At 62.4% G+C, this 20,736-nt stretch carries 21 protein-coding genes; 11 read left to right on the plus strand and 10 right to left on the minus strand.

What is annotated here, in order from left to right; all coding sequences use genetic code 11:
* Positions 1-12 precede the first annotated feature (12 nt).
* Both ACNFIC_RS04580 and ACNFIC_RS04585 read right to left on the minus strand, forming a co-directional pair.
* Positions 13-393 (minus strand): Rieske (2Fe-2S) protein, encoded by a 381-nt coding sequence (locus ACNFIC_RS04580; RefSeq protein WP_138218374.1) that lies wholly within the window; start codon positions 391-393, stop codon positions 13-15.
* Positions 357-1,298, minus strand: a complete 942-nt coding sequence (locus ACNFIC_RS04585; protein WP_138218375.1) for a VOC family protein — start codon at positions 1,296-1,298, stop codon at positions 357-359. Before ACNFIC_RS04585 ends, ACNFIC_RS04580 begins: the two co-directional genes overlap by 37 nt.
* Positions 1,299-1,578: 280 nt before the next feature.
* On the opposite strand from ACNFIC_RS04585, the gene ACNFIC_RS04590 reads away from it, so the two are divergent.
* The 3 genes from ACNFIC_RS04590 (at position 1,579) to ACNFIC_RS04600 (ending at position 4,392) form a co-directional block, all read left to right on the plus strand.
* Positions 1,579-2,526, plus strand: a complete 948-nt coding sequence (locus tag ACNFIC_RS04590) for a LysR family transcriptional regulator (protein ID WP_138218376.1) — start codon at positions 1,579-1,581, stop codon at positions 2,524-2,526.
* Between the two features lie 91 nt (positions 2,527-2,617).
* On the plus strand, positions 2,618-3,775 hold the full coding sequence (locus tag ACNFIC_RS04595; RefSeq protein ID WP_138218377.1) for an alpha/beta hydrolase family protein: 1,158 nt from the start codon (positions 2,618-2,620) through the stop codon (positions 3,773-3,775).
* A 146-nt stretch (positions 3,776-3,921) separates the two neighbouring features.
* Positions 3,922-4,392, plus strand: coding sequence for an RNA methyltransferase (locus tag ACNFIC_RS04600; RefSeq protein WP_046856681.1), 471 nt, complete (start codon positions 3,922-3,924; stop codon positions 4,390-4,392).
* Between the two features lie 85 nt (positions 4,393-4,477).
* Here the strand turns inward: ACNFIC_RS04600 and ACNFIC_RS04605 are convergent, their stop codons facing one another.
* From ACNFIC_RS04605 to ACNFIC_RS04625, 5 genes are all read right to left on the minus strand, one after another.
* The gene (locus ACNFIC_RS04605; protein WP_138218378.1) at positions 4,478-5,968 is read right to left on the minus strand and encodes an aldehyde dehydrogenase; all 1,491 of its coding nucleotides are present in this window, start codon (positions 5,966-5,968) and stop codon (positions 4,478-4,480) included.
* 11 nt (positions 5,969-5,979) lie between these two features.
* Positions 5,980-6,873, minus strand: a complete 894-nt coding sequence (locus ACNFIC_RS04610; RefSeq protein WP_138218379.1) for a dihydrodipicolinate synthase family protein — start codon at positions 6,871-6,873, stop codon at positions 5,980-5,982.
* Positions 6,874-6,940: 67 nt separating this feature from the next.
* Positions 6,941-8,269 (minus strand): MFS transporter, encoded by a 1,329-nt coding sequence (locus tag ACNFIC_RS04615; RefSeq protein ID WP_138218380.1) that lies wholly within the window; start codon positions 8,267-8,269, stop codon positions 6,941-6,943.
* A 185-nt stretch (positions 8,270-8,454) separates the two neighbouring features.
* Positions 8,455-9,774: an NAD(P)/FAD-dependent oxidoreductase gene (locus tag ACNFIC_RS04620; RefSeq protein ID WP_138218381.1), complete on the minus strand. Its 1,320-nt coding sequence runs from the start codon at positions 9,772-9,774 to the stop codon at positions 8,455-8,457.
* A 76-nt stretch (positions 9,775-9,850) separates the two neighbouring features.
* Complete coding sequence (locus ACNFIC_RS04625) at positions 9,851-10,573, minus strand: GntR family transcriptional regulator (protein ID WP_138218382.1); 723 nt, start codon at positions 10,571-10,573, stop codon at positions 9,851-9,853.
* A gap of 418 nt (positions 10,574-10,991) precedes the next feature.
* On the opposite strand from ACNFIC_RS04625, the gene ACNFIC_RS04630 reads away from it, so the two are divergent.
* The 7 genes from ACNFIC_RS04630 to ACNFIC_RS04660 all read left to right on the plus strand — a co-directional run bounded on the left by ACNFIC_RS04630 (position 10,992) and on the right by ACNFIC_RS04660 (position 17,128).
* Positions 10,992-11,681: a GntR family transcriptional regulator gene (locus ACNFIC_RS04630; protein ID WP_138218383.1), complete on the plus strand. Its 690-nt coding sequence runs from the start codon at positions 10,992-10,994 to the stop codon at positions 11,679-11,681.
* A 152-nt stretch (positions 11,682-11,833) separates the two neighbouring features.
* Complete coding sequence (locus tag ACNFIC_RS04635; protein WP_138218384.1) at positions 11,834-12,685, plus strand: glycine betaine ABC transporter substrate-binding protein; 852 nt, start codon at positions 11,834-11,836, stop codon at positions 12,683-12,685.
* A gap of 76 nt (positions 12,686-12,761) precedes the next feature.
* A complete protein-coding gene (locus ACNFIC_RS04640; RefSeq protein ID WP_138218385.1) occupies positions 12,762-13,856 on the plus strand; it encodes a quaternary amine ABC transporter ATP-binding protein in 1,095 nt (364 codons plus the stop codon).
* On the plus strand, positions 13,853-14,704 hold the full coding sequence (locus tag ACNFIC_RS04645; RefSeq protein WP_138218386.1) for an ABC transporter permease: 852 nt from the start codon (positions 13,853-13,855) through the stop codon (positions 14,702-14,704). Before ACNFIC_RS04640 ends, ACNFIC_RS04645 begins: the two co-directional genes overlap by 4 nt.
* Positions 14,691-15,545 (plus strand): ABC transporter permease, encoded by an 855-nt coding sequence (locus ACNFIC_RS04650; RefSeq protein ID WP_138218387.1) that lies wholly within the window; start codon positions 14,691-14,693, stop codon positions 15,543-15,545. Before ACNFIC_RS04645 ends, ACNFIC_RS04650 begins: the two co-directional genes overlap by 14 nt.
* A gap of 63 nt (positions 15,546-15,608) precedes the next feature.
* Positions 15,609-16,649, plus strand: coding sequence for a GlxA family transcriptional regulator (locus tag ACNFIC_RS04655; RefSeq protein ID WP_138218388.1), 1,041 nt, complete (start codon positions 15,609-15,611; stop codon positions 16,647-16,649).
* Positions 16,650-16,786: 137 nt separating this feature from the next.
* Positions 16,787-17,128 (plus strand): DUF2892 domain-containing protein, encoded by a 342-nt coding sequence (locus ACNFIC_RS04660; RefSeq protein WP_138218389.1) that lies wholly within the window; start codon positions 16,787-16,789, stop codon positions 17,126-17,128.
* 21 nt (positions 17,129-17,149) lie between these two features.
* On the opposite strand, the gene ACNFIC_RS04665 is transcribed toward ACNFIC_RS04660, so the two are convergent.
* Both ACNFIC_RS04665 and ACNFIC_RS04670 read right to left on the minus strand, forming a co-directional pair.
* Entirely contained in the window at positions 17,150-18,358 is a 1,209-nt protein-coding gene (locus ACNFIC_RS04665) for a hypothetical protein (protein WP_416780118.1), read from the minus strand.
* 34 nt (positions 18,359-18,392) lie between these two features.
* Positions 18,393-18,842 carry a YcgN family cysteine cluster protein gene (locus tag ACNFIC_RS04670; RefSeq protein ID WP_138218391.1) on the minus strand — a complete coding sequence of 150 codons (450 nt, stop codon included), beginning with the start codon at positions 18,840-18,842 and terminating at the stop codon, positions 18,393-18,395.
* A 221-nt stretch (positions 18,843-19,063) separates the two neighbouring features.
* Between ACNFIC_RS04670 and ACNFIC_RS04675 the strand changes: the two genes are divergently transcribed.
* Positions 19,064-19,657 (plus strand): nitroreductase family protein, encoded by a 594-nt coding sequence (locus tag ACNFIC_RS04675; protein ID WP_138218392.1) that lies wholly within the window; start codon positions 19,064-19,066, stop codon positions 19,655-19,657.
* 80 nt (positions 19,658-19,737) lie between these two features.
* Here ACNFIC_RS04675 and ACNFIC_RS04680 read toward each other — a convergent pair whose 3' ends face one another.
* Complete coding sequence (locus tag ACNFIC_RS04680; RefSeq protein WP_138218393.1) at positions 19,738-20,670, minus strand: D-2-hydroxyacid dehydrogenase; 933 nt, start codon at positions 20,668-20,670, stop codon at positions 19,738-19,740.
* Between the last annotated feature and the right edge of the window lie 66 nt (positions 20,671-20,736).

The following is a 20,736-nucleotide window of genomic DNA, read 5'->3' on the forward strand; positions in this document are numbered from 1 at the left end:
CGATACCTCAACTCACTGCAATGCCAGCTCATCGACCGCCAGCCACCCCTCCTGCTCCCTCCAAGGTACGGCCACCAACCGCTCCCCCAAACAGGGTCCGAACACGCAAAGACCCGTGTCAGGTACGAATTGGGCGCCATGCGCATAGCAGATGATTCGAGAACCATCGGCAGACAGGAAGCGGTCCTTGCGGTAGTGCAGAGGAACATCCAGATGCGGGCAGCTGTTGCGATACAGGTACAGGGCCCCCGCGTAACGCAGGGCAAAAAGACTATCCTTGCCACGCTGCAAGGGGTCGAACCCACGCGACTGCCCCTCTACCAGCTCATCGAGCCGGCAAAGCGCGACAAACACGCTCAACCCTGCTTGGGCGGCGGACCGCCAGGGGCCCATTTCTCGCGGGAGGAGAACAGGAATAGCTGTGAGTTATCCGCGGACATCGGCGCTTGACGGGCCACCCACTCATCATCATGAGTGTCCATGTCTGCGTCGTATTCGATGTGACACCCCAGCGGGCTGTTGAAGTACCAGAACCAGTTGGAGCCGAAGAGATGACGACCCGGCCCCCAGAAACTGGTCCAGCCTTTTTGCTCGAACCGCCGGCCAGCCAGTAGCACCTCGGTGCCACTGCCCATGTGGAAGGTGAAATGTTCGCAACCGCGCATGTGCGGTGGCGTCTGGATCATGAATAGGCAGTGGTGATCGTCCATTGCGCCGGTGCGCATGAACGGACCGACCCCGACGAAGGTATCGGTGGTGACGAAGCCCAGACGATCTCGGTAGAACGCCTCGCCTTTCGCGGCATCAGGCACGAAATACACGACATGCGACAGCGTACGTGGCAGTGCAGGCATATCCGGCGTGATGCCTGGCTTGTTGGCCGGGCGCTGGGGAGCAGAACCGGGCGCATTGGTCAGGTCAGCCTCAGCCTCGAAGGCTCGACGGCAGGTGACCTGAAACGCCAGGGCGAAGCCTAAGTCGTCGACACTACGCAAGACACCCCGGTCATCACGCAGCACAGCACGGTCACGCCCGAGTTCGTCGGCAATCGCGTCAAGGTCGGCCGACGACTCGACGCCATAGATGGTTTCGCGAAGGGAAGGTGCCGGCCCCAAGGCAGGTGGCAGGGTCGGATCGTCATGCCGACGAATGATGATGGCTGTGCCATCGAGCGCTTCAAAGCGGCCTCCTCCTTCGTTCAGCTCGACAGCGGCCAGGCCGTAATCCCGCAGACAGTCGGCACATGCCTGAATGTCATCGACGCCAAATACCAGCGCGTCAAGGCCAATGATGTTCATGACTACCACTCCATTGAAATTGTTCTTCCGGCGCGTTGGCAGGACACCGGTGAGGGGAGCCGGGCAGCACGCTAGAGCCACGACTTGCCACTCAAGATGGAGGAAGCCGGCAAGCTGGACCAATCGTGTGTAGGGATGAGACGTATCGGCAAACGCAATACATGGCGCAAGGCACATTTGTCGGCGCCATGGCTCGATAAGGGGTAACAAAGGGTTGACTAAACGATAGTTGGCGGCAAATGTATCTCAAAAATAAATACAACAAGTCGGACACCTGAACATGCGCTTCAACCATCTCGACCTGAACCTGCTGGTCGCATTGGACGTACTGCTGGAAGAGCAGAACATCACCCGCGCGGCCGAACGCCTACACATGACTCAGTCCGCCACCAGCGGTGTCCTGGGTCGCTTGCGGACATTCTTCGAGGACGAATTACTGGTGCAAGTCGGCCGCAAGATGCAGCCTACCCCCTATGCCCTGGAACTCGCCAAACCGGTGCGCGAAGTACTCTTGACCATTCGTTCGTCCATCACCACGAAACAGGTGTTCGATCCGGTCTCAAGTAAACGGCACTTCAAGTTGATGGCGTCCGACTATCTGATCACTGTGCTGTTCTCACAGGTCATTCAGAAAATTCACGAACAGGCGCCCCACATCACATTCGACATGATCGCGCCCAACGATGGCGACTTGCTGGTACGTGGTGAAATCGATCTGATGATCGTCCCAGAACGCTATGTAATCGAAGGACACCCCTCGCATCTGCTGTTTGAGGAAGAGCATGTCTGCGTCGTCTGGGCGGGCAATACATTGGTGGGTGAGCAGTTGTCGCTTGAGCAATACATGGAGTTGGGGCACATCTCGGTAGGCTTCGGTCGTAACCGCAGCTCAAGTATCGAAGAATGGTTCATGAACCAGTACGGTTTCAATCGCCGCCTGGAAGTGATCACTCACGACTTCAATACAGTTCCGCAGTTGGTGGTCGGCACCCAGCGTATCGCCACCATGCATCGTAGGCTGGCACATCTCTATGCTAAATACCTGCCACTCCGTATTTTACCCACGCCCGTGAAAATTCCGGCCATGCGTGAATTCATGCTCTGGCACCGCAGCACGGACGGGGATCCCATGCACCGATGGCTACGTGAACGCATTCACGAATTCATCAAGACGGTCGATCTCTCGGTTCCAGGCATCGCAGAACGCGATACCTCGCATCCGAAGTAACGATTAGCCTACTCAGCGAATGGGTCCTTAAGGTGACTCGGCACTACGCCTGCGAGGTGGGCGTGTCAGACGACCTTAAAGGACAATAAGAATGTTCCGTTACTTCCCTACCAATTACGTCTGGGATCTTTCCGTTAACCTGGCTATCGAGATGGGCGCGCGCATCGGCGAAATCGAAGAGATGTGCAAGCCGCTGGCCGAAGCTGCCAAGCACCCAGATGCCACCGGTACTGCGGCCTTCCGCGATACCTGGGCCAAAATGGCCGACAAACTCTGCAGTATGGCCGAGGAAGATGAAACCGCTGGGCGCCTGTTCTCAGCGGGTGAGAAATACAACCGAGCCTCGACGTACTACCTGACCTGCGAGCGCCTTCAAGCTCATGGAGCGCCTGGTCGCGAAGCGCTTTATCAGCGTGTTTTACAAACCTTCGCGCGCAGCATCGAGTTGTCCAAGGAAAACTGCGAGCGGGTAGAGATACCCTACGAGGGAACTCATCTTTCCGGCCTGTTGGTACGCGCCGAAGGTGTCACTGGGCCGGCTCCGCTGCTGGTGCAAGTCAACGGACTGGACTCAACAAAGGAAATGAAATATCGCGTCGGCCTGCCAGCCTGGTTGGCCAAACGTGGCGTGTCTTCGTTGATCATAGATCAGCCGGGTACCGGGGAAGCACTGCGCCTGCACCACCTAACCGCGCGATACGACAGCGAACATTGGGCTAGCCGCGTGGTGGACTGGCTGGAAACGCGCAGCGACGTCGATGCCAAACGTATCGGCATGGAGGGTGTGTCACTCGGCGGATACTACTGTCCGCGCGCTGTCGCTTTCGAACCCCGTTTCGCCTGTGGCGTGGTCTGGGGTGCCAACCACGACTGGCGCGATGTACAAAAGCGCCGTCTAGAAAAGGAAGGCAGCTTCCCCGTACCGCACTACTGGGCTCACGTACAGTGGGTATGGGGCGCCAAGGACATGGAGGAGTTCATGCGCATTGCCGAGAACGTGCACTTGGACGGCGTGCTGGATCGCATCAAGGTTCCATTCCTGGTTACCCATGGCTCGAAGGATTCGCAGATTCCAGTGAAGTGGGCCGAACGCACCTATGAGCAACTGGTCAACAGCCCGAAGCGAGAGCTGAAGATTTTCGACGAGCGTACCGGGGGAGTACAGCACTCAAGCTTCGACAACAGCATCAACGCTGGACATTTCATAGCCGACTGGGTCGCTGAAACCCTCGGCGGTCACCTCGCCTGACCCGGTTTTTTCGCAGGCACCTCCTGGCGTCATCATGGGGTTTGGGGGTGCCTGCGAAACCAGGGGCGATTCAGAAGGACTGACGGTCGCCCTAAGGGGCGGGCAGCCCGTATAATCGCGCTCTTTTTTGCGAAGGGCCCCGACTCGTGGCGAACAAACGGTACAGCTGCATCGGCCTGTTCAACCCCAAATCCGCCGAAAACGTAGGTTCGGTGATGCGTGCGGCGGGCTGCTATGGGGTCAATTCGGTGTTCTACACCGGCAAGCGCTATGAGCGCGCGCGTGACTTCGTCACCGACACCAAGCGCGTGCACTACGACATTCCGCTGATCGGCATCGATGACCTGCAGCGCATCATTCCGCTGGGCTGCACGCCGGTGGCAGTGGAACTGGTGGACGGTGCAAGGCCGCTGCCGGAATACACCCACCCGGATCGGGCGATCTACATCTTCGGGCCGGAGGATGGCTCGCTGAGCGAAGACGTACGTGGCTGGTGCGAAGAGACGATCTACATTCCCACCCAAGGCTGCATGAACCTGGCGGCCACGGTGAACGTGGTGCTGTATGACCGCATGGCCAAGGGCTTGAATACCCGCTCGGGGCCGAAGTTCAAGTAGACATACCGCCGCGAAAGGGCCAGCCCCGGTATCACCGGGGCGGCCAGGTGCCGAACTCCGTCAGAACAGCACCGGTACTGCTCGGTTACGAAGCGTTGATCCAGATGGTCTTAAGCTCGGTGTACTGGTCATGGGCCCAGATCGACTTGTCGCGCCCGCCGAAGCCGGACTCCTTGTAGCCGCCGAACGGCGTGGAGACATCACCCTCGCCGAAGCAGTTCACGGTCACCACACCTGCGCGGATCTCGCGGGACAGGCGCAGCGCATTGCGCAGGCTGCCGGTGTAGGCCGAGGCCGCCAGGCCGTAGACGGTGTCGTTGGCCAGCTCGATGGCTTCGTCGATGCTCTCGAAGGTCGTCACGCTGAGGATCGGGCCGAAGATCTCCTCGACGAACAGCTTGTTGTCGCGGGTCACGCCATCGACGATGGTCGGCTGCACACGCAGGCCGTCTTCGGTCTGGCCGCCCTGCACCACGTTGAGCTTGTGCTCGGCGGCGTAGTCCAGGTACGACTTGACCTTCTCGAAGTGCGCCTTGCTGACCATCGCACCCAGGCGGTTGTCCGGGTCCAGCGGATCGCCCAGCTTCCAGTCTTTCAGGTGCTTGCCGATCAGGTCGAGCAGTTCGTCCTTGACGTCCTTGTGCACAATCAGGCGCGAGGAAGCCGAGCAGTTCTCACCCATGTTCCAGAACGCACCAGCGGTGACGAACCGCGCCACTTCGTCGAGGTCTTCGCAGTCGTTCATGACCACGGCCGGGTTCTTGCCACCCAGCTCAAGCACGATGCGCTTGAGGTTGGACTCGGCGGCGTACTTGAGGAACAGGCGACCGGTATCGGTGGAGCCGGTGAAGCTGACCATCGGGATGTCCATGTGGCGGCCGATGGCCTCGCCCACTTCGCGGCCACCGCCAGGCACCAGGTTGAACACACCGGCCGGGATACCCGCCTCATGGGCAAGCTCGGCTACGCGCAGGGCGCTCAAGGTGGTTTCCTTGGCCGGCTTGACCACGATCGAGCAGCCAGCGGCCAGCGACGGGGCAATCTTCCAAGCCAGCATCAGCAGCGGGAAGTTCCATGGCAGCACCAGGCCGACCACGCCAATGGCTTCGCGCACCACCATGGTCACGGCAGCATTGCCGGTCGGGGCGGTGGCATCGTAGATCTTGTCGATCAGCTCGGCGTGCCAGCGGATGGTGTGGATGGTTTCCGGCACATCGACGTTCTGGCACTCGCTGACCGGCTTGCCGCTGTCCAGCGCTTCGAGCACGGCCAGTTCATGGGCATTGTCTTCGAGCAGTTGGGCGAACTTCTGCAAGACGTGCTTGCGGTCGTTCGGCTGCATCTTCGACCAGGTGCCCGCTTCGAACACGCGCGTCGCCGCGGCCACGGCGAGGTTCACGTCGTCGACGTCGCACGCAGCGACTTCAGCCAGTTGCTCGCCGGTAGCCGGGTTGGTGGTGACGAAGGTGCGGCCCGAGATCGCATCGCGGAATTCACCGTCGATGAACGCCTGGGTGCGCAGTTGCAGGTTGGCGGCGATGGCCGCGTATTGGGCCTTGCTCAGCAATTCAGCCATGTTCGGTCTCCTTATTTGATCTGGGCGATGGTGGCCTTCAATTCGGTGATCACACGCTTGAGCTCTTCTTTCTCGGCAGCGTCGAGGTCATACAGCGGCTTGCGCACGCCACCGGTTTTCAGGCCGTTGAGGGCAACCCCGTGCTTGATCGACTGGACGAACTTGCCGCCTTCGAGGAAGTCCATCAGCGGCATCATCGCGGCCATGATCTTGCGGCCCTTGTCGAAGTTCTTCTCGATCACGCAGGCTTCGTACAGGGCCACGTGCTCGCGCGGGATGAAGTTGGAACCGGCGCAGACCCAGCTCTGCGCGCCCCAGGCGAAGAATTCCAGGGCCTGGTCGTCCCAGCCGCAGGACAACTGGATGTTCGGGCGCTTGATCGCCAGGCGGTGCAGCTGGGCCATGTCACCGGAGCTTTCCTTGATGGCGACGATGTTCTTCACGTCAGCGACGGCGTCGAAGAACGCCTCGCCCATGCTCACGCTCATGCGGCCTGGATAGTTGTAGAGCATGATCGGAAGATCGGCGGCAGCGTCCACGGTTTTGACGTGCAGGGCGATTTCCTGCTGAGTCGGCAGCGCGTACGGCGGGGTACCGACCAGCAGCGCGTCAGCCTTGATCTCCTTGGCGTGGCTGCCGAAGGCAACGGCGTCTTCGGTGCGGATACCGCCCGTACCGACGATCAGCGGCAGACGGCCATTGAGTACGTCCTTGGCCTGAGCGGCCAACTCGATGCGCTCCTGGGTGGTGTGGGCGTAGTACTCGCCCGTGGAGCCACCGATGATTACACCGTGAATCTTGGACTCGACCAGATACTCGAGGACCTCGGCGAAGGCCGCCTTGTCGATCGAGCCGTCTGCGGCCAGGGGGGTGATTGCCGGGGTGTAGATGCCTTCGAATTTCATGGGTTTCTCCGTTGTTTCCTGTGCGTTCATGTTCGAACCTTGCCGGACCACCCCGGCAAGGGATGGCTCAATTCAGCGAAGCGGCCTGTTGCAGATTCAGCGAGCGGGTTTCCGGCGCCAGGGCGAGGGAGAACGCCAAGCCAACGAATGTCACCAGCGCCGCCGCGTACATGGTTGCGCCAATGCCATAGCTATCGAGGGCCATCGGCACCAGCCAGGTGCCCACCGCCGCGCCAACGCGCGACATGGAGGTGCCCACACCTACCGCGCACGCGCGGATCTCGGTGGGGAACAATTCGTTCGGGTAGACCAGTTGCAGTACCTGGGCACCGCCGATGAACAGCGCGTACGCGCCGAAGAGCACCAGGATGAGCATTTCCGTGGCACTGCTGAACGCCCCCAGCCCGAGCAGGGCCAGGCCAGACCAGAAGAAGCTGTGAAGCAATGTGGTACGACGGCCGAGGGTGTTCAGAAGGCGGGTGGCGATGATGCAGCCGACCACGAACAGGAAGGTGATCGCCACCGAACCGATCGAGGCCCAGTCGCCCTTGAGGTTGAGCGCACCCAGCACCTTCGGGGCGAAGGCATACACGGCGAACACCGGGATCACCGAACAGGTCCAGAACATGGTGACGAACAGCATGCGCTTACCGTAGCCGGCCTGCAGCAAGCTCATGAATGACAGCGTACGCGTCTTGGGCTCTTCGGGCAGGTTGCGCAGCGAGAAGGCGCTGCCATAAACACGCTTGATGACCTGTTCGGCCTCTTGGCTGCGGCCCTTGCTGATCAGCCAGCGTGGCGACTCGGGCGTCCCCAGGCGAATGACGAACAGCAGCGCACCGATGACGGCGGCACTGGCCAGCACCAGGCGCCAGGCATCGTCGCCGCCATGGCGCAGGATCGCCTCACCCACCACGTAGGCGGTGGCAGCCCCAGCGAACCACAGGACGGTCAGGGTGGCCAGGCGGGGGCCACGGTTCTTCTTGGGCAGGAACTCCACCAGCAGTGAAGTGGCCACTGGATATTCGATACCCACGGCGATGCCGATGACCAAGCGCAGCAGGAACAGCGCCAGTGCCGACTCCACCCAGAATTGCGCGAGCGAGGCGAGGATGAACAGGGTCGGGCCGACGAAGAACACCCGCTTGCGCCCGAAGCGGTCAGTCAGCCAGCCGCCGAAGAAACCGCCGAAGAAAATCCCGATCAATGCGGAGGCGGCGATCATACCCTGCCAGAAACTGCTCAGCGACAGGCCCGCGGCCATCTGCACCATGGCCACGCCGATGATACTCAGCACATAACCGTCCACGAACGAGCCACCGCCCGAACGTACAGTCAACAGTTGGTGAAAGCGATTAAGCGGTACATCTTCGATCGATACAGCGGTGTTTGTCATTATTTTCTCCAGCCCACATCAAACGCAGCCTGTTCTCAGGGCGAACGAACCCGCGATGCTGAAAAACACTTTCAGCCCCGTGAGTTCGAAGTTGCACTTCGAACAAAAACAGCACGCAATAGAAACCTCACGCCGGGTATCAAATACCCAGCCGATACTTATTTACTGGCCATGCCTCAGTTCAATTAGCTTTCTTGTCCGGCGCGCAACTGGCCCCATTTCAGATTGAAGTTCAAACCCAGTGACGTCAGGGCTGCCGGCGGGTTGGCGCACGGGCCTGGCGAGTTCAATACGAAGTCGATCAAGTCGTTTTTTTCGCCCGCCAGCCAGTCGGCCAGCAACTTGCCGGTGGCCGTACCGCGGGTCACACCCAAGCCGTTGCAGCACAACGCGCCATAGACGTTCGGCGCCAACTGCCCGAAATAGCCCAGGTGGTTGCGCGACATCGCCAGCGCGCCGCCCCAGGTGTATTCGAACGGCAGGCCCGAGAGCATCGGGAAGCGCCGCTCGAACGAATCGCGGTGGCGCGGCGCGAAGCGCTCCAGGTACTTGCGGTTGGCACGGCCATCCGGGTTGAAGCTGAAACTGTTGCGGATCAGCAGGCGATTGTCCGGGGTACGGCGCACTGTCGTGCCGAACGGATCGGCCGGAATCACGCCCCAATACGGCTTGCCGCCCAGGCGCGCTTGCTCATCGGCACTCATCGGGCGGGTCAGGCTGGCGTAAGTGAACACCGGCAGCATACGGCCCTTGAGGAAGCCAAAGCTCATGCCGAAGGCATTGGTGGTAAGCACCAGCTTGTCGGCGGTGATCGAGCCGTGGGCGTGACGCAATACGGTCTTGGCGCCGTACTCGACCTCGACGATGGGCGTGTTCTCGTACAGCGTGACATTGCCCGGCAGGTGATCGGCAAGGCCTTTGACCAGCGCAGCAGGCTGGACCAGCGAGGTGCCGGGGGTGAACAGGGCCTTGCGATAGAAGTGCGTGCCGATGTGCTCGGGCAGCTCGTTGGCCTCGATCATTTGCCAGGGCTGGCCAAGCTTGTCCAGGCCACGGCGGTAGGCGTCGAGTACGGCAATGCCCCGCGGCTCCACGGCAGCTTGGTACTTGCCGCAGTGTTTCATCTGGCAATCGATGCGATGCCGCTCGACCAGGTCCTTGAGCAACGACTGACCGCTGAGGTTGAGCTTGAGAACGGTCTTGGCGATGCCGATGTCGCCAATATAGTCATCGGCACCAATATCGTGGGGCAAGTCGATGGCAAAGCCTGCGTTGCGACCTGACGAGCCGAAGCCCACTTCCTGGGCATCGAGCAACACGATCTGCTCATCCGGGAAGTGCTCGGCCAACTGGCGTGCGGCGGCCAGACCGGTGAAACCGGCCCCGACCACGACCCAGCGGGCGGTGCTGTGGCCGCTGTGCGCTGGTTGTACGGCGCGGCCCTTGCTCAGGTGGTACCAGCCGCAAGTGGTGTCGTCGGCGGGCAACGAGGTGATCTTTGTCATTTCAGGAACCAGATATTGTTGTTAGGTCTGTTCCTCACCCGCTCCTTGCACCAAGGGGCGGCGGAGAGTGTCGGTGCTACAAGTTCAGGGCCACATCCATGCCCTGGGGCGCTGCGTACTCGGCCATGCGTCGGCGGGAAAGCTCCATGTGTTCGCGGACCAGGCGTCCTGCGGTTTCCGGGTCGCGGCGCTCGATTGCCTCGATCATCTGGTCGTGCTGCAAACAGGCCAGTTCAAGGTCGGCCTGCATGTCGGCAGTGGTCGGGTGGCGATAGAAGATAGTGCCCAGGCGGGTGTGATCGATGAGGACGCGACGCAGGCTGGGCATCAGGTAGTCGTTGTGCGCCATCTTGCCGATTTCCAGGTGGAAGGCGTCGTTGTAGATCACGCGGTTTTCCACGTCCCGATCGACGATAGCCTGGCGGAATTGCTCTTGAATCGCCTTCAGCGCCTCGATCTCACGCGCGGTGGCGTAAGTCGCAGCCAACTGCGTGGTGGCCACGTAGATCAGCGGTGCGGCCAGGAAGAAGCTGTGCAGCGAGTCATGGTTCATGGCCGCGACGCGGGGAGCGCGATTGGTTTCCAGCTCGATGTAACCCTCGGCGGCGATCTGGCGCAGCAACTCGCGCACCGGTGGGCGCGAAAGGCCGAACTCGTCGCACAGCGCCAGTTCATCGACCACGGCCCCGGGTGCCAGCTCCATGCTCAGGATGCGCCGGCGTAGTGCGTCGGCCAGGACGCCCTTACGGTCGAGCGGCGCATCGCCTGTGAGTGGGTGGACATCAGCAGTGGCTTTCATAGCGGCCTTTTTGGTTGTCATAAGCTTGTGTCTACTATTTGTATAATGACTATAGGGGAGCGTTAGACAATGTGTCTACAGCTTTTTCGATGAGCGGTTTCAGGGTGCGTGTAGCCGGATAACGCTTGGCTCATTTGATCACATCCGCACGCGCCTCGGGTCGGCGGCCCTGGATCGATATCGGTAAACAGGCGCTTATCCATTGCCGACAGAGTCGTGCCCATGTACGACCCTTTTTCACTCTGCGTGTCGAGCAGATCTCGGGCGCAAAGCCATGAATCTACTGGCTCGATGGGTATTCTTGATGAATTTTTTTGGTATACACAAAGAATACAACACGATTGACCCCCCTCCGATCCCGTGCCAGTCTGCTTCAAAACAGCCATCACTCCGGGTGTCACCGCAGCGGGGGGTCTTCATGAGAAGCGGCAAGAACGACCTGTACGAGGATCTGAAACACCAGATCCTGACCATGGAACTGGATCCCGACCAGGCGCTCGACGAACTGGGTCTGAGCGAGCGCTATGGTTTGTCGCGGACCCCGGTGCGTGACGTGTTCCGCCGCCTGGCCGGCGAGGGCTATCTCGACATCCAGGAACACCGCGGCGCCCGGGTGGCACCGATGAACCACGCGACGCTGCGCAATTTCTTCCTCGTCGCCCCGATGATCTACGCTGCGGTTGGCCGCCTGGCAGTGCACAACTACAAGCCAGGTCAACTGCGCGAGCTGCGCGCGACACAAGAACGCTTTCGCCGCGCCAGCATCGAGCACGACGCCCGCGCGATGGTGGTGGAGAACAATCGCTTTCACGAAATAATGGGCCAGATGTCCGCCAACCCCTACCTCGAACCGAGCCTGGGGCGCCTGCTGATCGACCATGCACGCATCGGCCACACGTTCTTTCGCCCGCGCAACGGCGCCATGCACCACGACCTGGCACTGGCGGTGGCGCACCACGACAGCTTCATCGAGGCCTTCGACCGCCACGACGAAGGCGCAGTGGTGGATCTGGTGTTCGAACACTGGGAACTGTCGCGCGGCAACATGCAGTTGTACATCGCCCCCCAGGGGCTAGTGGACGACTTCGCCACCGGTACCGGGGGCTGAAGCAAGCGGGCATCGCCCGATCACTGTAGACGTTGGTAGTACGGAACCCTGGCGGGCCTTTGCCCGGCGGCGGATCCGCGCAGGTGAAATTCAACAACGACAACAACTAATAGGGCGGCAACGCCCGTTTCGACACCTCGAAGGAGCACCACATGAATCGTATCCGCAAGGCGTTGTGTGCACTGGCAATGGTCGGGCTGGGGTTATGCCAGGCGCATGCCGAAGACAAGGTCATCAAGATGGGGACCCTGTCCTGGGAAGACCTCACGCCGATCACCGGCATCACCAAGAAAGCCCTCGAAAACGCAGGCTACAAGGTCGAAGTGACCTCGTTCTCCGAATGGGGCATCGCCTATGCCGCACTGGGCAAGGGCGACGTGCAGATCCTCGCGTCGCAGATCAACTACGTGGCCAGCGACTACTGGAAGAAGAACAAGAACCGCCTGGAGAAGATCTCGCCTGTGTCCCACGGGCTGTACCAAGGCATTGCAGTGCCCAAGTACGTGAACATCGATTCCGTCGAACAGCTCAACGCCAACGCCGACAAGTTCGGCAACAAGATCATCGGCATCGAGCCGGGCTCGGGCCTGATGGGCGAAGCCGCCAAGGCGGTCAAGGACTACGACCTCAAGCTCAACCTGATCGAGGGCAGCACCGCGGCCATGACCGCCGCGCTCAAGTCGGCCGTGGACCGTAAAGAGTGGGTCGCCGTGACCCTGTGGGAACCCACCTGGATGGCCCTGAAGTACGACACCAAGTTCCTCGCCGACCCTAAAGGCATCTTCGCCCCGCCACAGACCTACTACTGGATCGGCCAGAAGGGCTTCTCGGCAGAAAACCCGCAGGCGCGCGAAGTGATCGCCGGAGTCTACGTGCCGTTGCCGGACATCAGCGCGATCAATGCCGCAGTCAACGATGGCAAGAGCATGGACCAGGCGATCAAGGACTGGACCGACAGCCATGCCGACCTGCTCAAACGCTGGGCGGAAATGAAGAAGTACTGATTGAGGCGTAACAGCCCTTGCCACTGCCGAACTTGAACACAAGAACACACCAGAAAACCTGGTTCGGGTGCACTTTATGAATACCGAAAATGCTGTAGATACATTGGTCGATTGCCGCGGCGTCTGGAAAATTTTCGGCGACCGCGCGCCGGCCGCCCTCCAGGCCTACCGCGAGCGCGGCCTGAGCAAGACCCAGATCCTCCAGGAATACGGCTGCGTGGTCGGCGTCTCGGACGTCAGCCTGCAGGTCCGTCGTGGTGAAATCTTCTGCATCATGGGCCTGTCCGGCAGTGGCAAGTCCACCCTGATCCGCCTGCTCAACCGCCTCATCACCCCCACCAGCGGTGAAGTGCTGGTCAAGGGCCGGGACATCGCCCGGCTCGACGCACCCGCGCTGCGTGAGGTGCGCGCCAAGCACATTGGCATGGTGTTCCAAAGCGTCGCGCTGCTGCCACACCGCACAGTGCTGGAAAACGCGGCTTTCGGCCTTGAAGTACAAGGCGTGGCCAAGGCAGAACGCCATGAGGTGGCCAGTCGCGCACTGGCCACCGTAGGGCTGAGCGACTGGGCCAACCGCTATCCGTCAGACCTGTCCGGTGGCATGCAGCAGCGGGTGGGCCTGGCCCGGGCAATCGCCTCGGACCCTGAAGTGATCCTCATGGACGAGCCCTTCAGCGCCCTCGATCCGCTGATTCGCCGCCAACTGCAAGACGAATTCCGCGAGTTGACCAAATCCCTGGGCAAGTCGGCAGTGTTCATCACCCACGACCTCGAGGAAGCCATTCGCATCGGCGACCGCATCGCGATCATGAAAGATGGGGTGATCATCCAGGAAGGCACCGCCGAGGACATCGTGCTCAACCCGGCCGATGATTATGTGGCCGAGTTCGTCGCCGGCATCTCGCGCCTGCACCTGGTCAAGGCCCACTCGATCATGCTGCCGCCAGCCCGCGGCCAAAGTTACGAGCACCTGGAGTGCGCAAGCCCAGAAAGCGACCTGGACACCCTGATCAACCTGCTGATTCGCTCCGGGCACGACGCCGTGGGCGTGCGCGACAACGGCGTCTTGGTCGGCGTGATCAGTCAGCGCGACCTGCTGCGCGCCGTGCAAGGTGTGCCGCCGGAAACGCCGTTGTACGCGGTGACCTCGCAACGGGAGGGCTCGGCATGAACCCCGCGGACTTCGCTGCCGCTTTCGACGAAACCGTCGACAACGGTCTGATGTGGCTGTCGGACAACGCCTCGCACATCTTCGATGCCCTCAACGGTGTGCTCAAGGCGCTCTACGAAGCGGTACTGGCGGTGCTCACCGTGGCCCCCTTCTATGTAGTGGCAGTGTTGTTCGCCTTGCTGGCCTGGCGCCTGGCCGGGCGGCGCTTCGCCCTCGGGACCCTGGCCGCCTTGTTGTTGTGCGCGGTCATGGGCCTGTGGCCGCAGACCATGAGCACCCTGGCGCTGGTGCTGACCGCCACCAGCCTGGCGCTGGTGGTCGGCATCCCGTGCGGCGTGGCCGCAGGCCTGTCGCCCACCCTGCACCGGATCAGCGAGCCGGTGATGGACCTGGTCCAGACCCTGCCGCCCTACATCTACCTGCTACCGGCCATCGCCCTACTCGGCTATGGCTCCGGCACCGCCTTGGTGGCCACCTTCATCGTCGCCGTGCCACCGGTGCTGCGCCTGACCGCACTGGGCATCCGCATGACGCCCAAGGTGTTCCTGGAACTGGGCAACGCCAGTGGCACCACCGGCTGGCAGCAGTTCGTCAAGATCCGCCTGCCGTTCGCCCTGCCCAGCATCATGACCGGCATCAACCAGAGCCTGATGATGGCCTTCGGCATGGTGGTGATCGCCGGCATCGTCGGTTCCGGCGGCCTGGGCGAGGTGATCTACACCGCCATCCGTACCCTGGATATCGCCCGTTCGATCAATGCCGCCATCGCCATCGTGGTGCTGACCCTGATCCTCGATCGCCTCGCCCAGAGCGGCACTCGCCAGGAGAACAGCCATGACGCTCACTGAGCTCAACGTATCGCCCGGCGCCTACCTGGCACCGGTGTTCGACTGGCTCAACGCCAACCTGCATGGCCTATTCGTGGCCATCAGCCACTTCGTCGAAGCCGTGCTCGGCGCCATCGAAGCGGCCCTGCTGTTACCGCCGGCCTGGGCGCTGATCGCCGTAGTGTGCCTGCTGACCGGCGTTTTCATCAGCCTGCGCAGCGCCGCGCTGGCTCTGGCATTGCTCGGCTTCTGCTGGATCAGTGGATTCTGGAACGCCTCGATGCAGACCATCGCGCTGGTGTCGGTGGCGGTGCTGATCGCCGTGGCCATCGCCTTCCCGCTGGGGATTCTGGCGGCGCGGGTCAAGCGCTTCGACAACGCAATCGGTCCGGTGCTGAACATCATGCAGACCGTACCGCCATGGGTTTACCTGATCCCGGCGGTGATCATCTTCAGCCTGGGCAAGGTGCCGGCGATCATCGCCACCATCATCTATGGCATTCCACCGATGTTGCGCCTGACCAGCCTGGGCTTTCGCCAGGTGCCCAAGGACTTGCTGGAGTTAGGCCAAGCCACCGGCGCCAAGCCCACCACCATCTTGCTCAAGATCGAACTGCCCAGCGCCCTGCCGACCCTGCTGGTGGGCCTGAACCAGTGCATCTTGCTGTCGCTGGCGATGGTGGTACTGGCCGGGCTGGTCGGTGCTGGCGGCCTGGGTGCGGAAGTGACCCGCGGTCTGACCCGCATGGAAATGGGCCTGGGCTTGCGCGCGGGCCTGGCGATCGTCGCCGTGGCCCTGCTGCTCGACCGACTCTCCCGGGGCCTGCTGGAAAAACGCCGGGGGGCCGTGCCCAGTCACTGAACCTAACCTGCGGCGGGCCGACGCGCCCGCCGTTTTCCAACCTGCCAGCAAGAGAAACACCCGTTGCGCCCGACTCGACATTTCAGCAACGCCCTGCAAGGGCATAACTCGCGCTTCACCAGCCATCCAGCACAGTCCACCGACCAACCGGCCCGCGTGGGCTTTCTGCTGTTGGAACACTTTTCCCTGCCGGCCTTCACACAGGCGCTGGACACCCTGGTCACCGCCAACCTGATCCAGCCCAACGTTTGCAGTAGTACAACCTTCACCCTCGACGGCGCATCGGTCGCGAGCGATCTGGGCATCGTCATCTGCCCCGCCGCCGCTATGGCGCAGAGCCTGGAGCAGCCGCTGGAACTGTTCGTGGTCTGTGGTGGATTACGCACTGCGCTCAGCGCCACCCCGGAGCTGACCAGCCTGCTCCAGGCGCTGGCGCGCAAGGGCGTAGCGCTGGCCGGGTTATGGAATGGCGCGTGGTTCCTCGGCCAGGCCGGGCTGCTCGAAGGCCACCGCTGCGCCGTGCACCCCGAGCACCGCGGCGCGGTGGCCGAAATCGCCCGGCACAGCCAGGTCTGCACCGATAGCTACGCGGTCGACGGCGACCGCCTCAGCGCCGCCAGCCCTGGAGGGGCGTTCAGCATGCTGCTCGAATGGCTCCGGCGCCTGCGCGGCAGGGCACTGGCCGAAGGCATCGAGGCGATCCTGGCCTTCGAGGCGTCACGCTACAAACGCACCACGGCAGCGGCGCAAGCCAATATCAGCGAGCCGCTGCGCGAGGCGATCAACTTGATGAACGCCAACTTGGAAGAACCTCTGAGCCAGGACCAACTGGCCAACTATGTCGGCCGCTCGAAACGCCAGATCGGGCGATTGTTCCAGCATCAGTTGGGCACTACCCCAGTGCGCTACTACCTGGAGCTGCGTATCACCGAGAGCCGGCGCCTGCTGCAGTATTCCGAACTACCGATCCTGGATGTGGCGGTGGCCTGCGGGTTCGTCTCGGCCAGCCACTTCAGCAAGTGCTATGCGTCGTTCTTCGGCTACAGCCCATCGCGCGAGAAGCGCTTTGGCTGCGTGAAGACAGTCAAGCGCGAGAGCGCCTAGAGGCCTCGTTCAGTCAGGCTGCACAGGCACCGAAGCGTGGGACACGCCTGCATACGGCCACCAGCGAGCAGCGCGATTGAACAGGCATCGCGCTCACGGGGTCAGCTGCATACCCCATGCTTACAGGAGACCTTGCAATGCGCGATATCCACCCCCTACCGGACACCCGCGAAAACAACGTGCACGGCCTGGAGCGCCTCAGCTCCCTGGCCGGTGGCGCACTGATGATCAGCAAAGGCCTGCGTCACGGCGGCCTGCTTGGCATGTTGCAAGTCGCGGTCGGCGGCCTGGCCCTGGCCCGTGGCGTCAGCGGACACTGTTCGACCAAAGCCTGGTGGCTGCATCAGCGCGCCGAGTATCAGCGCTTGCACAGCGATATCAAGCGAGGGGCCGCCGAGTTGCAAGCGCTCAAGGCCAGTGCCGAGGCTGCGGCGCGCGCAGTGACGGTGACCGGCAAGGATCCGTTGACGGGCCCGTGAGCCCACCCTCGCGGGGTTTGCTCAGCGCAGCACCTTGCTCTGCAACACCTCCGACGGGCGTCCGAGCACGTTCTCGCTGATCTGCACGAACTCCTCGGTGTTGACGCTGGACAGTCGCATCAGCGCACGGGCCACGTCGTCGAGGGAGCGCTTGTCGTGGTTGTGCAGACGGATCTCGCGGTCCAGGGCCTGCAACAATAGTACGCCGCGAGCCACTTGGGCGGCGTCGGCCTTGTCGCCGTTGAGGTGGCTGACCTTGGCCGCACGCTTGTGCAACCGGGCCTGCAACGTGGCATATCGGTCATCGCTCAGGCCACCAGCACGACGCAGCAGTTCGGTGGCGTAATAATCGGTGAAGCTTTCACCCAACCAGTCGCTGGCGTCGCGGTCGTTTATCTGCGCGAACAGCTGCACCAACTCGCGCAGCAACGGGCTGTTGCCGCTTTCACTGATCAACGGGCTGGTGCTGTGCAGGTACAGCGTGTTGTAGCCAGGCAGCGCGCCGCGCCACATCTCGTCACGCGCTCCGACCACCAGCAGCTTGTTCGGATTGCGCGGGAACACCGCTTGCAACTGCGGCCAGATGAAGGTCAGCAGGGTGAGAGTGTCCATGCGCCGCATGCCCTGCCCTTGCGGCGCGGCCACGGTGACTTCGGTCTCGCCCAGGCGCGCGCGACGGCTGCCGAGGTTGCCAGCGAGCATCCAGCCGGTGGGGCGGTCGAACAGGCGCGAGACATCGTCGATGCGAAACTTCTGCCGGCTGATGCGCGGCCAAGCGGTCTCGACACTCTTCCAGCCCTTGGGCAAGTCGAAGGCCAGGCGCGCCACCAGTTCGGTGCCGTCCTGTTGATCGAGGCGGGCCGGTGGAACCAGTTGCTCGCCGCGGAACAACGCCCAGTGGGGCGTGATGCGGGTCTCGTGGGTAGTGCTACGGGGCTGTTGGTCGAGCAGAACGCGATAGCTCAGGCTGGTCTTGCCAGGCGCCGGACGCCACACGCCACGGCCGTTTTGCGCCTGCCATTGGCCATCGGCGAGAAAGTCGCTGTAGGCACCGCCCTTGCCAAGGTCGAAGTCCAGGCTGCGCACCACACTGCCGTCGGCCAGGGTCAGGCGCACCTCGGCCTGGCCGCTCTGCGGCAGCAGACGCACTTGATAATCCAGGTCGACTTTCTTGGCCAACACCTGTGAACTGGCCAGCAGGCAGGCAACTATCAACAGCAGGCGACGCATTACACAACTCCTTGTTCCCCAGGGGCGAGAATGTTCAGCCGGCACGGAAGATCAGGTGATCTTCCCAGTCGTCTTCGTCTACATCGTTTTCGCTAAGCATGCGCCCGGCGCGGGAAATACGCTGCTCGTGCACCTGAGTGCGATCGCCGCTGACCAAGTGGTGCCAGGCCGGCAAGTCCTTGCCTTCGCTGACCAGGCGGTAGCCGCAGGTCGGCGGCAGCCATTTGAACTGGTCCGCCTTGCCGGGCGTCAGCTGAATGCAGTCGGGCACGTGGGCGAAACGGTTGGGGTAGTCGCTGCATTGACAGCTGTGCAGGTCAAGCAGCTTGCAGGCGATGCTGGTGTAATAGACGGCGTTGTCCTCTTCGTCCTCGAGCTTCTGCAAGCAGCACAAGCCACAGCCGTCGCACAGCGATTCCCACTCTTTATTGTCGAGTTCATCGAGGGTCTTGCGCCGCCAGAACGGCGCGGTGTCGGCGATCATCACACGGTTTCCTGCGAGGGTCTGCTACACGCTTCAAGCCATAAGCTTCAAGCGAGTGCGACGAGTTCGGCTTTTTTCTTGTGGCTTGCAGCTTGAGACGAGTAGCTGGCGCCATGGCGGCGCCAGTCTAGAGACTGTCTGGCAGCAATACCAGACCGCTTGTCAGTGCCCGTCGGACGCAGTAGCGTGCGGTCCTTATCCATCCCTTCGCAGGAGCCCCCATGAGCGCCAACCCTCGCATTGCCGACTACGCCATCAACGAGCAGTTCATCAATCGCTGGTCGCCCCGGGCCTTCACCGGCGAGCCGATCAGCCAGGACACCCTGCTGAGCTTCCTCGAAGCTGCGCGCTGGGCGCCGTCGGCCTACAACTCGCAGCCATGGCGTTTCCTCTATGCCCGCCGTGACACGCCAAGCTGGGAGCGCTACCTGGCGATTCTCAACGAGTTCAACCGCAGCTGGGCGCAGCACGCCTCGGCGCTGGTGCTGGTGATCTCCAAGACCACCTTCGCCGCGCCCGGCTCCGAGGAAGAAAAACCCGCCCTGTGGCACACCTTCGACACAGGCTCCGCCTGGGGCCACCTGGCCTTGCAGGCGAGCATCAGCGGCTGGCACACCCACGGCATGGCCGGCTTTGACCAGGAACTGGCGCGCAGCGAGCTGAAGATCCCCGAAGGCTACGCGCTGCATGCGATGGTGGCGATCGGCAAGCTGGGCGACAAGGCGACCCTGGCCGAAGCCCTGCAATCGCGCGAAGTACCCAGCCCGCGCCGGCCCCTGAGCGAGCTGGCGGCCGAGGGTGACTTCAGTCTCTAAAAAGCGGTGAGCTGTAAGCTGCAAGCGGCAAGAAGAAGCGAGTTCGTGTGAGCTCGCAGCTTGTAGCTCGCAGCTTGCGCCTAGTACCCCCGGGCGAAATCCACCTCGCCTCGCAAACCTTGCCCTGCTGCATACGCCTGCACATTCTCGACGAACAAACGCACCATCGCCGCAGGCGATGTGGGTGCCGAGCTGTGCCCAGTCAGCAGCAAGCCCCAGGCCGTCCAGAACGGATGCCGCTGGGGCAGCGGCTCCTGCCGACACACATCGATCACCGCGCCCGCCAGGTGCCCCTGCTTGAGCGCCTCGACCAGGTCGGCATCGACCACCGCCGCGCCGCGCCCGGCGTTGATGAACAATGCCGTGGGCAAGAAGCGCTGGAACAACGCCGCGTTGTACACATCATGCGTGGCTGGCGTGTCGGGCAGCAGGTTGAGCACGTAGTCCACCTGTGCGACTAGACGCGGCAATGCTTCAAGCCCAGCCACTTCGACGAACGGTGCCTGCTCACGGGCGCTATTGGCCACGCCGTACAGCGTCACCCCGAACGGCAGCAGGAACTCGGCGACCCGCTGGCCGATATCGCCGGTGCCGACGATCAGCACCCGCCGACCTTCCAGCGTGCGCCCAGGGCGCGCGTCCCAGCGCCGCTCCACCTGGCTGACCAGGCGCGACAGGACATCGCGCTCGTGCCCCAGCATGTAGGTGAGCATGTACTCGGCCATGACCTGCCCGAAAATGCCCACGGCACGGGTCAAACGGTAGTCACGGGGCAAACCTGCAGCCAGCAGCGGGGTGATGCCCGCCCAGGTCGACTGCATCCATTGCGGGGTGTGGCCTTGACGCAACAGGCTGGCCAATAGGTCCGGCTGGCCCAACCACACCGGGCAATCGGGGGCAAAACGCGCCAGCGCAGCGGAATCGCCGCTGGTCAGGACTTCCAGGTCCGGTGCCGCTTCGCCGAGCAGGCGAGCGTAGAGGGCATGATCCTTTTCAGCGATCAGAACACGCATGTGAAACACAACCTTGACAGACAACGAAAACGGCCCGCGTGGCGGGCCGCTGGAATGCGCTGCGCA

Source organism: Pseudomonas sp. NY15463 (assembly GCF_048068415.1).
Lineage (GTDB): Bacteria > Pseudomonadota > Gammaproteobacteria > Pseudomonadales > Pseudomonadaceae > Aquipseudomonas > Aquipseudomonas mosselii_C.

Bases quoted from the DNA above. Each gene is read 5' to 3' on its own strand.
- ACNFIC_RS04580 (WP_138218374.1), bottom strand. From the start codon at position 393: ATGGGCCCCTGGCGGTCCGCCGCCCAAGCAGGGTTGAGCGTGTTTGTC.
- ACNFIC_RS04585 (WP_138218375.1), bottom strand. From the start codon at position 1,298: ATGAACATCATTGGCCTTGACGCGCTGGTATTTGGCGTCGATGACATT.
- ACNFIC_RS04590 (WP_138218376.1), top strand. From the start codon at position 1,579: ATGCGCTTCAACCATCTCGACCTGAACCTGCTGGTCGCATTGGACGTA.
- ACNFIC_RS04595 (WP_138218377.1), top strand. From the start codon at position 2,618: ATGTTCCGTTACTTCCCTACCAATTACGTCTGGGATCTTTCCGTTAAC.
- ACNFIC_RS04605 (WP_138218378.1), bottom strand. From the start codon at position 5,968: ATGGCTGAATTGCTGAGCAAGGCCCAATACGCGGCCATCGCCGCCAAC.
- ACNFIC_RS04610 (WP_138218379.1), bottom strand. From the start codon at position 6,873: ATGAAATTCGAAGGCATCTACACCCCGGCAATCACCCCCCTGGCCGCA.
- ACNFIC_RS04615 (WP_138218380.1), bottom strand. From the start codon at position 8,269: ATGACAAACACCGCTGTATCGATCGAAGATGTACCGCTTAATCGCTTT.
- ACNFIC_RS04620 (WP_138218381.1), bottom strand. From the start codon at position 9,774: ATGACAAAGATCACCTCGTTGCCCGCCGACGACACCACTTGCGGCTGG.
- ACNFIC_RS04625 (WP_138218382.1), bottom strand. From the start codon at position 10,573: ATGAAAGCCACTGCTGATGTCCACCCACTCACAGGCGATGCGCCGCTC.
- ACNFIC_RS04630 (WP_138218383.1), top strand. From the start codon at position 10,992: ATGAGAAGCGGCAAGAACGACCTGTACGAGGATCTGAAACACCAGATC.
- ACNFIC_RS04635 (WP_138218384.1), top strand. From the start codon at position 11,834: ATGAATCGTATCCGCAAGGCGTTGTGTGCACTGGCAATGGTCGGGCTG.
- ACNFIC_RS04640 (WP_138218385.1), top strand. From the start codon at position 12,762: ATGAATACCGAAAATGCTGTAGATACATTGGTCGATTGCCGCGGCGTC.
- ACNFIC_RS04645 (WP_138218386.1), top strand. From the start codon at position 13,853: ATGAACCCCGCGGACTTCGCTGCCGCTTTCGACGAAACCGTCGACAAC.
- ACNFIC_RS04650 (WP_138218387.1), top strand. From the start codon at position 14,691: ATGACGCTCACTGAGCTCAACGTATCGCCCGGCGCCTACCTGGCACCG.
- ACNFIC_RS04660 (WP_138218389.1), top strand. From the start codon at position 16,787: ATGCGCGATATCCACCCCCTACCGGACACCCGCGAAAACAACGTGCAC.
- ACNFIC_RS04665 (WP_416780118.1), bottom strand. From the start codon at position 18,358: ATGCGTCGCCTGCTGTTGATAGTTGCCTGCCTGCTGGCCAGTTCACAG.
- ACNFIC_RS04670 (WP_138218391.1), bottom strand. From the start codon at position 18,842: ATGATCGCCGACACCGCGCCGTTCTGGCGGCGCAAGACCCTCGATGAA.
- ACNFIC_RS04675 (WP_138218392.1), top strand. From the start codon at position 19,064: ATGAGCGCCAACCCTCGCATTGCCGACTACGCCATCAACGAGCAGTTC.
- ACNFIC_RS04680 (WP_138218393.1), bottom strand. From the start codon at position 20,670: ATGCGTGTTCTGATCGCTGAAAAGGATCATGCCCTCTACGCTCGCCTG.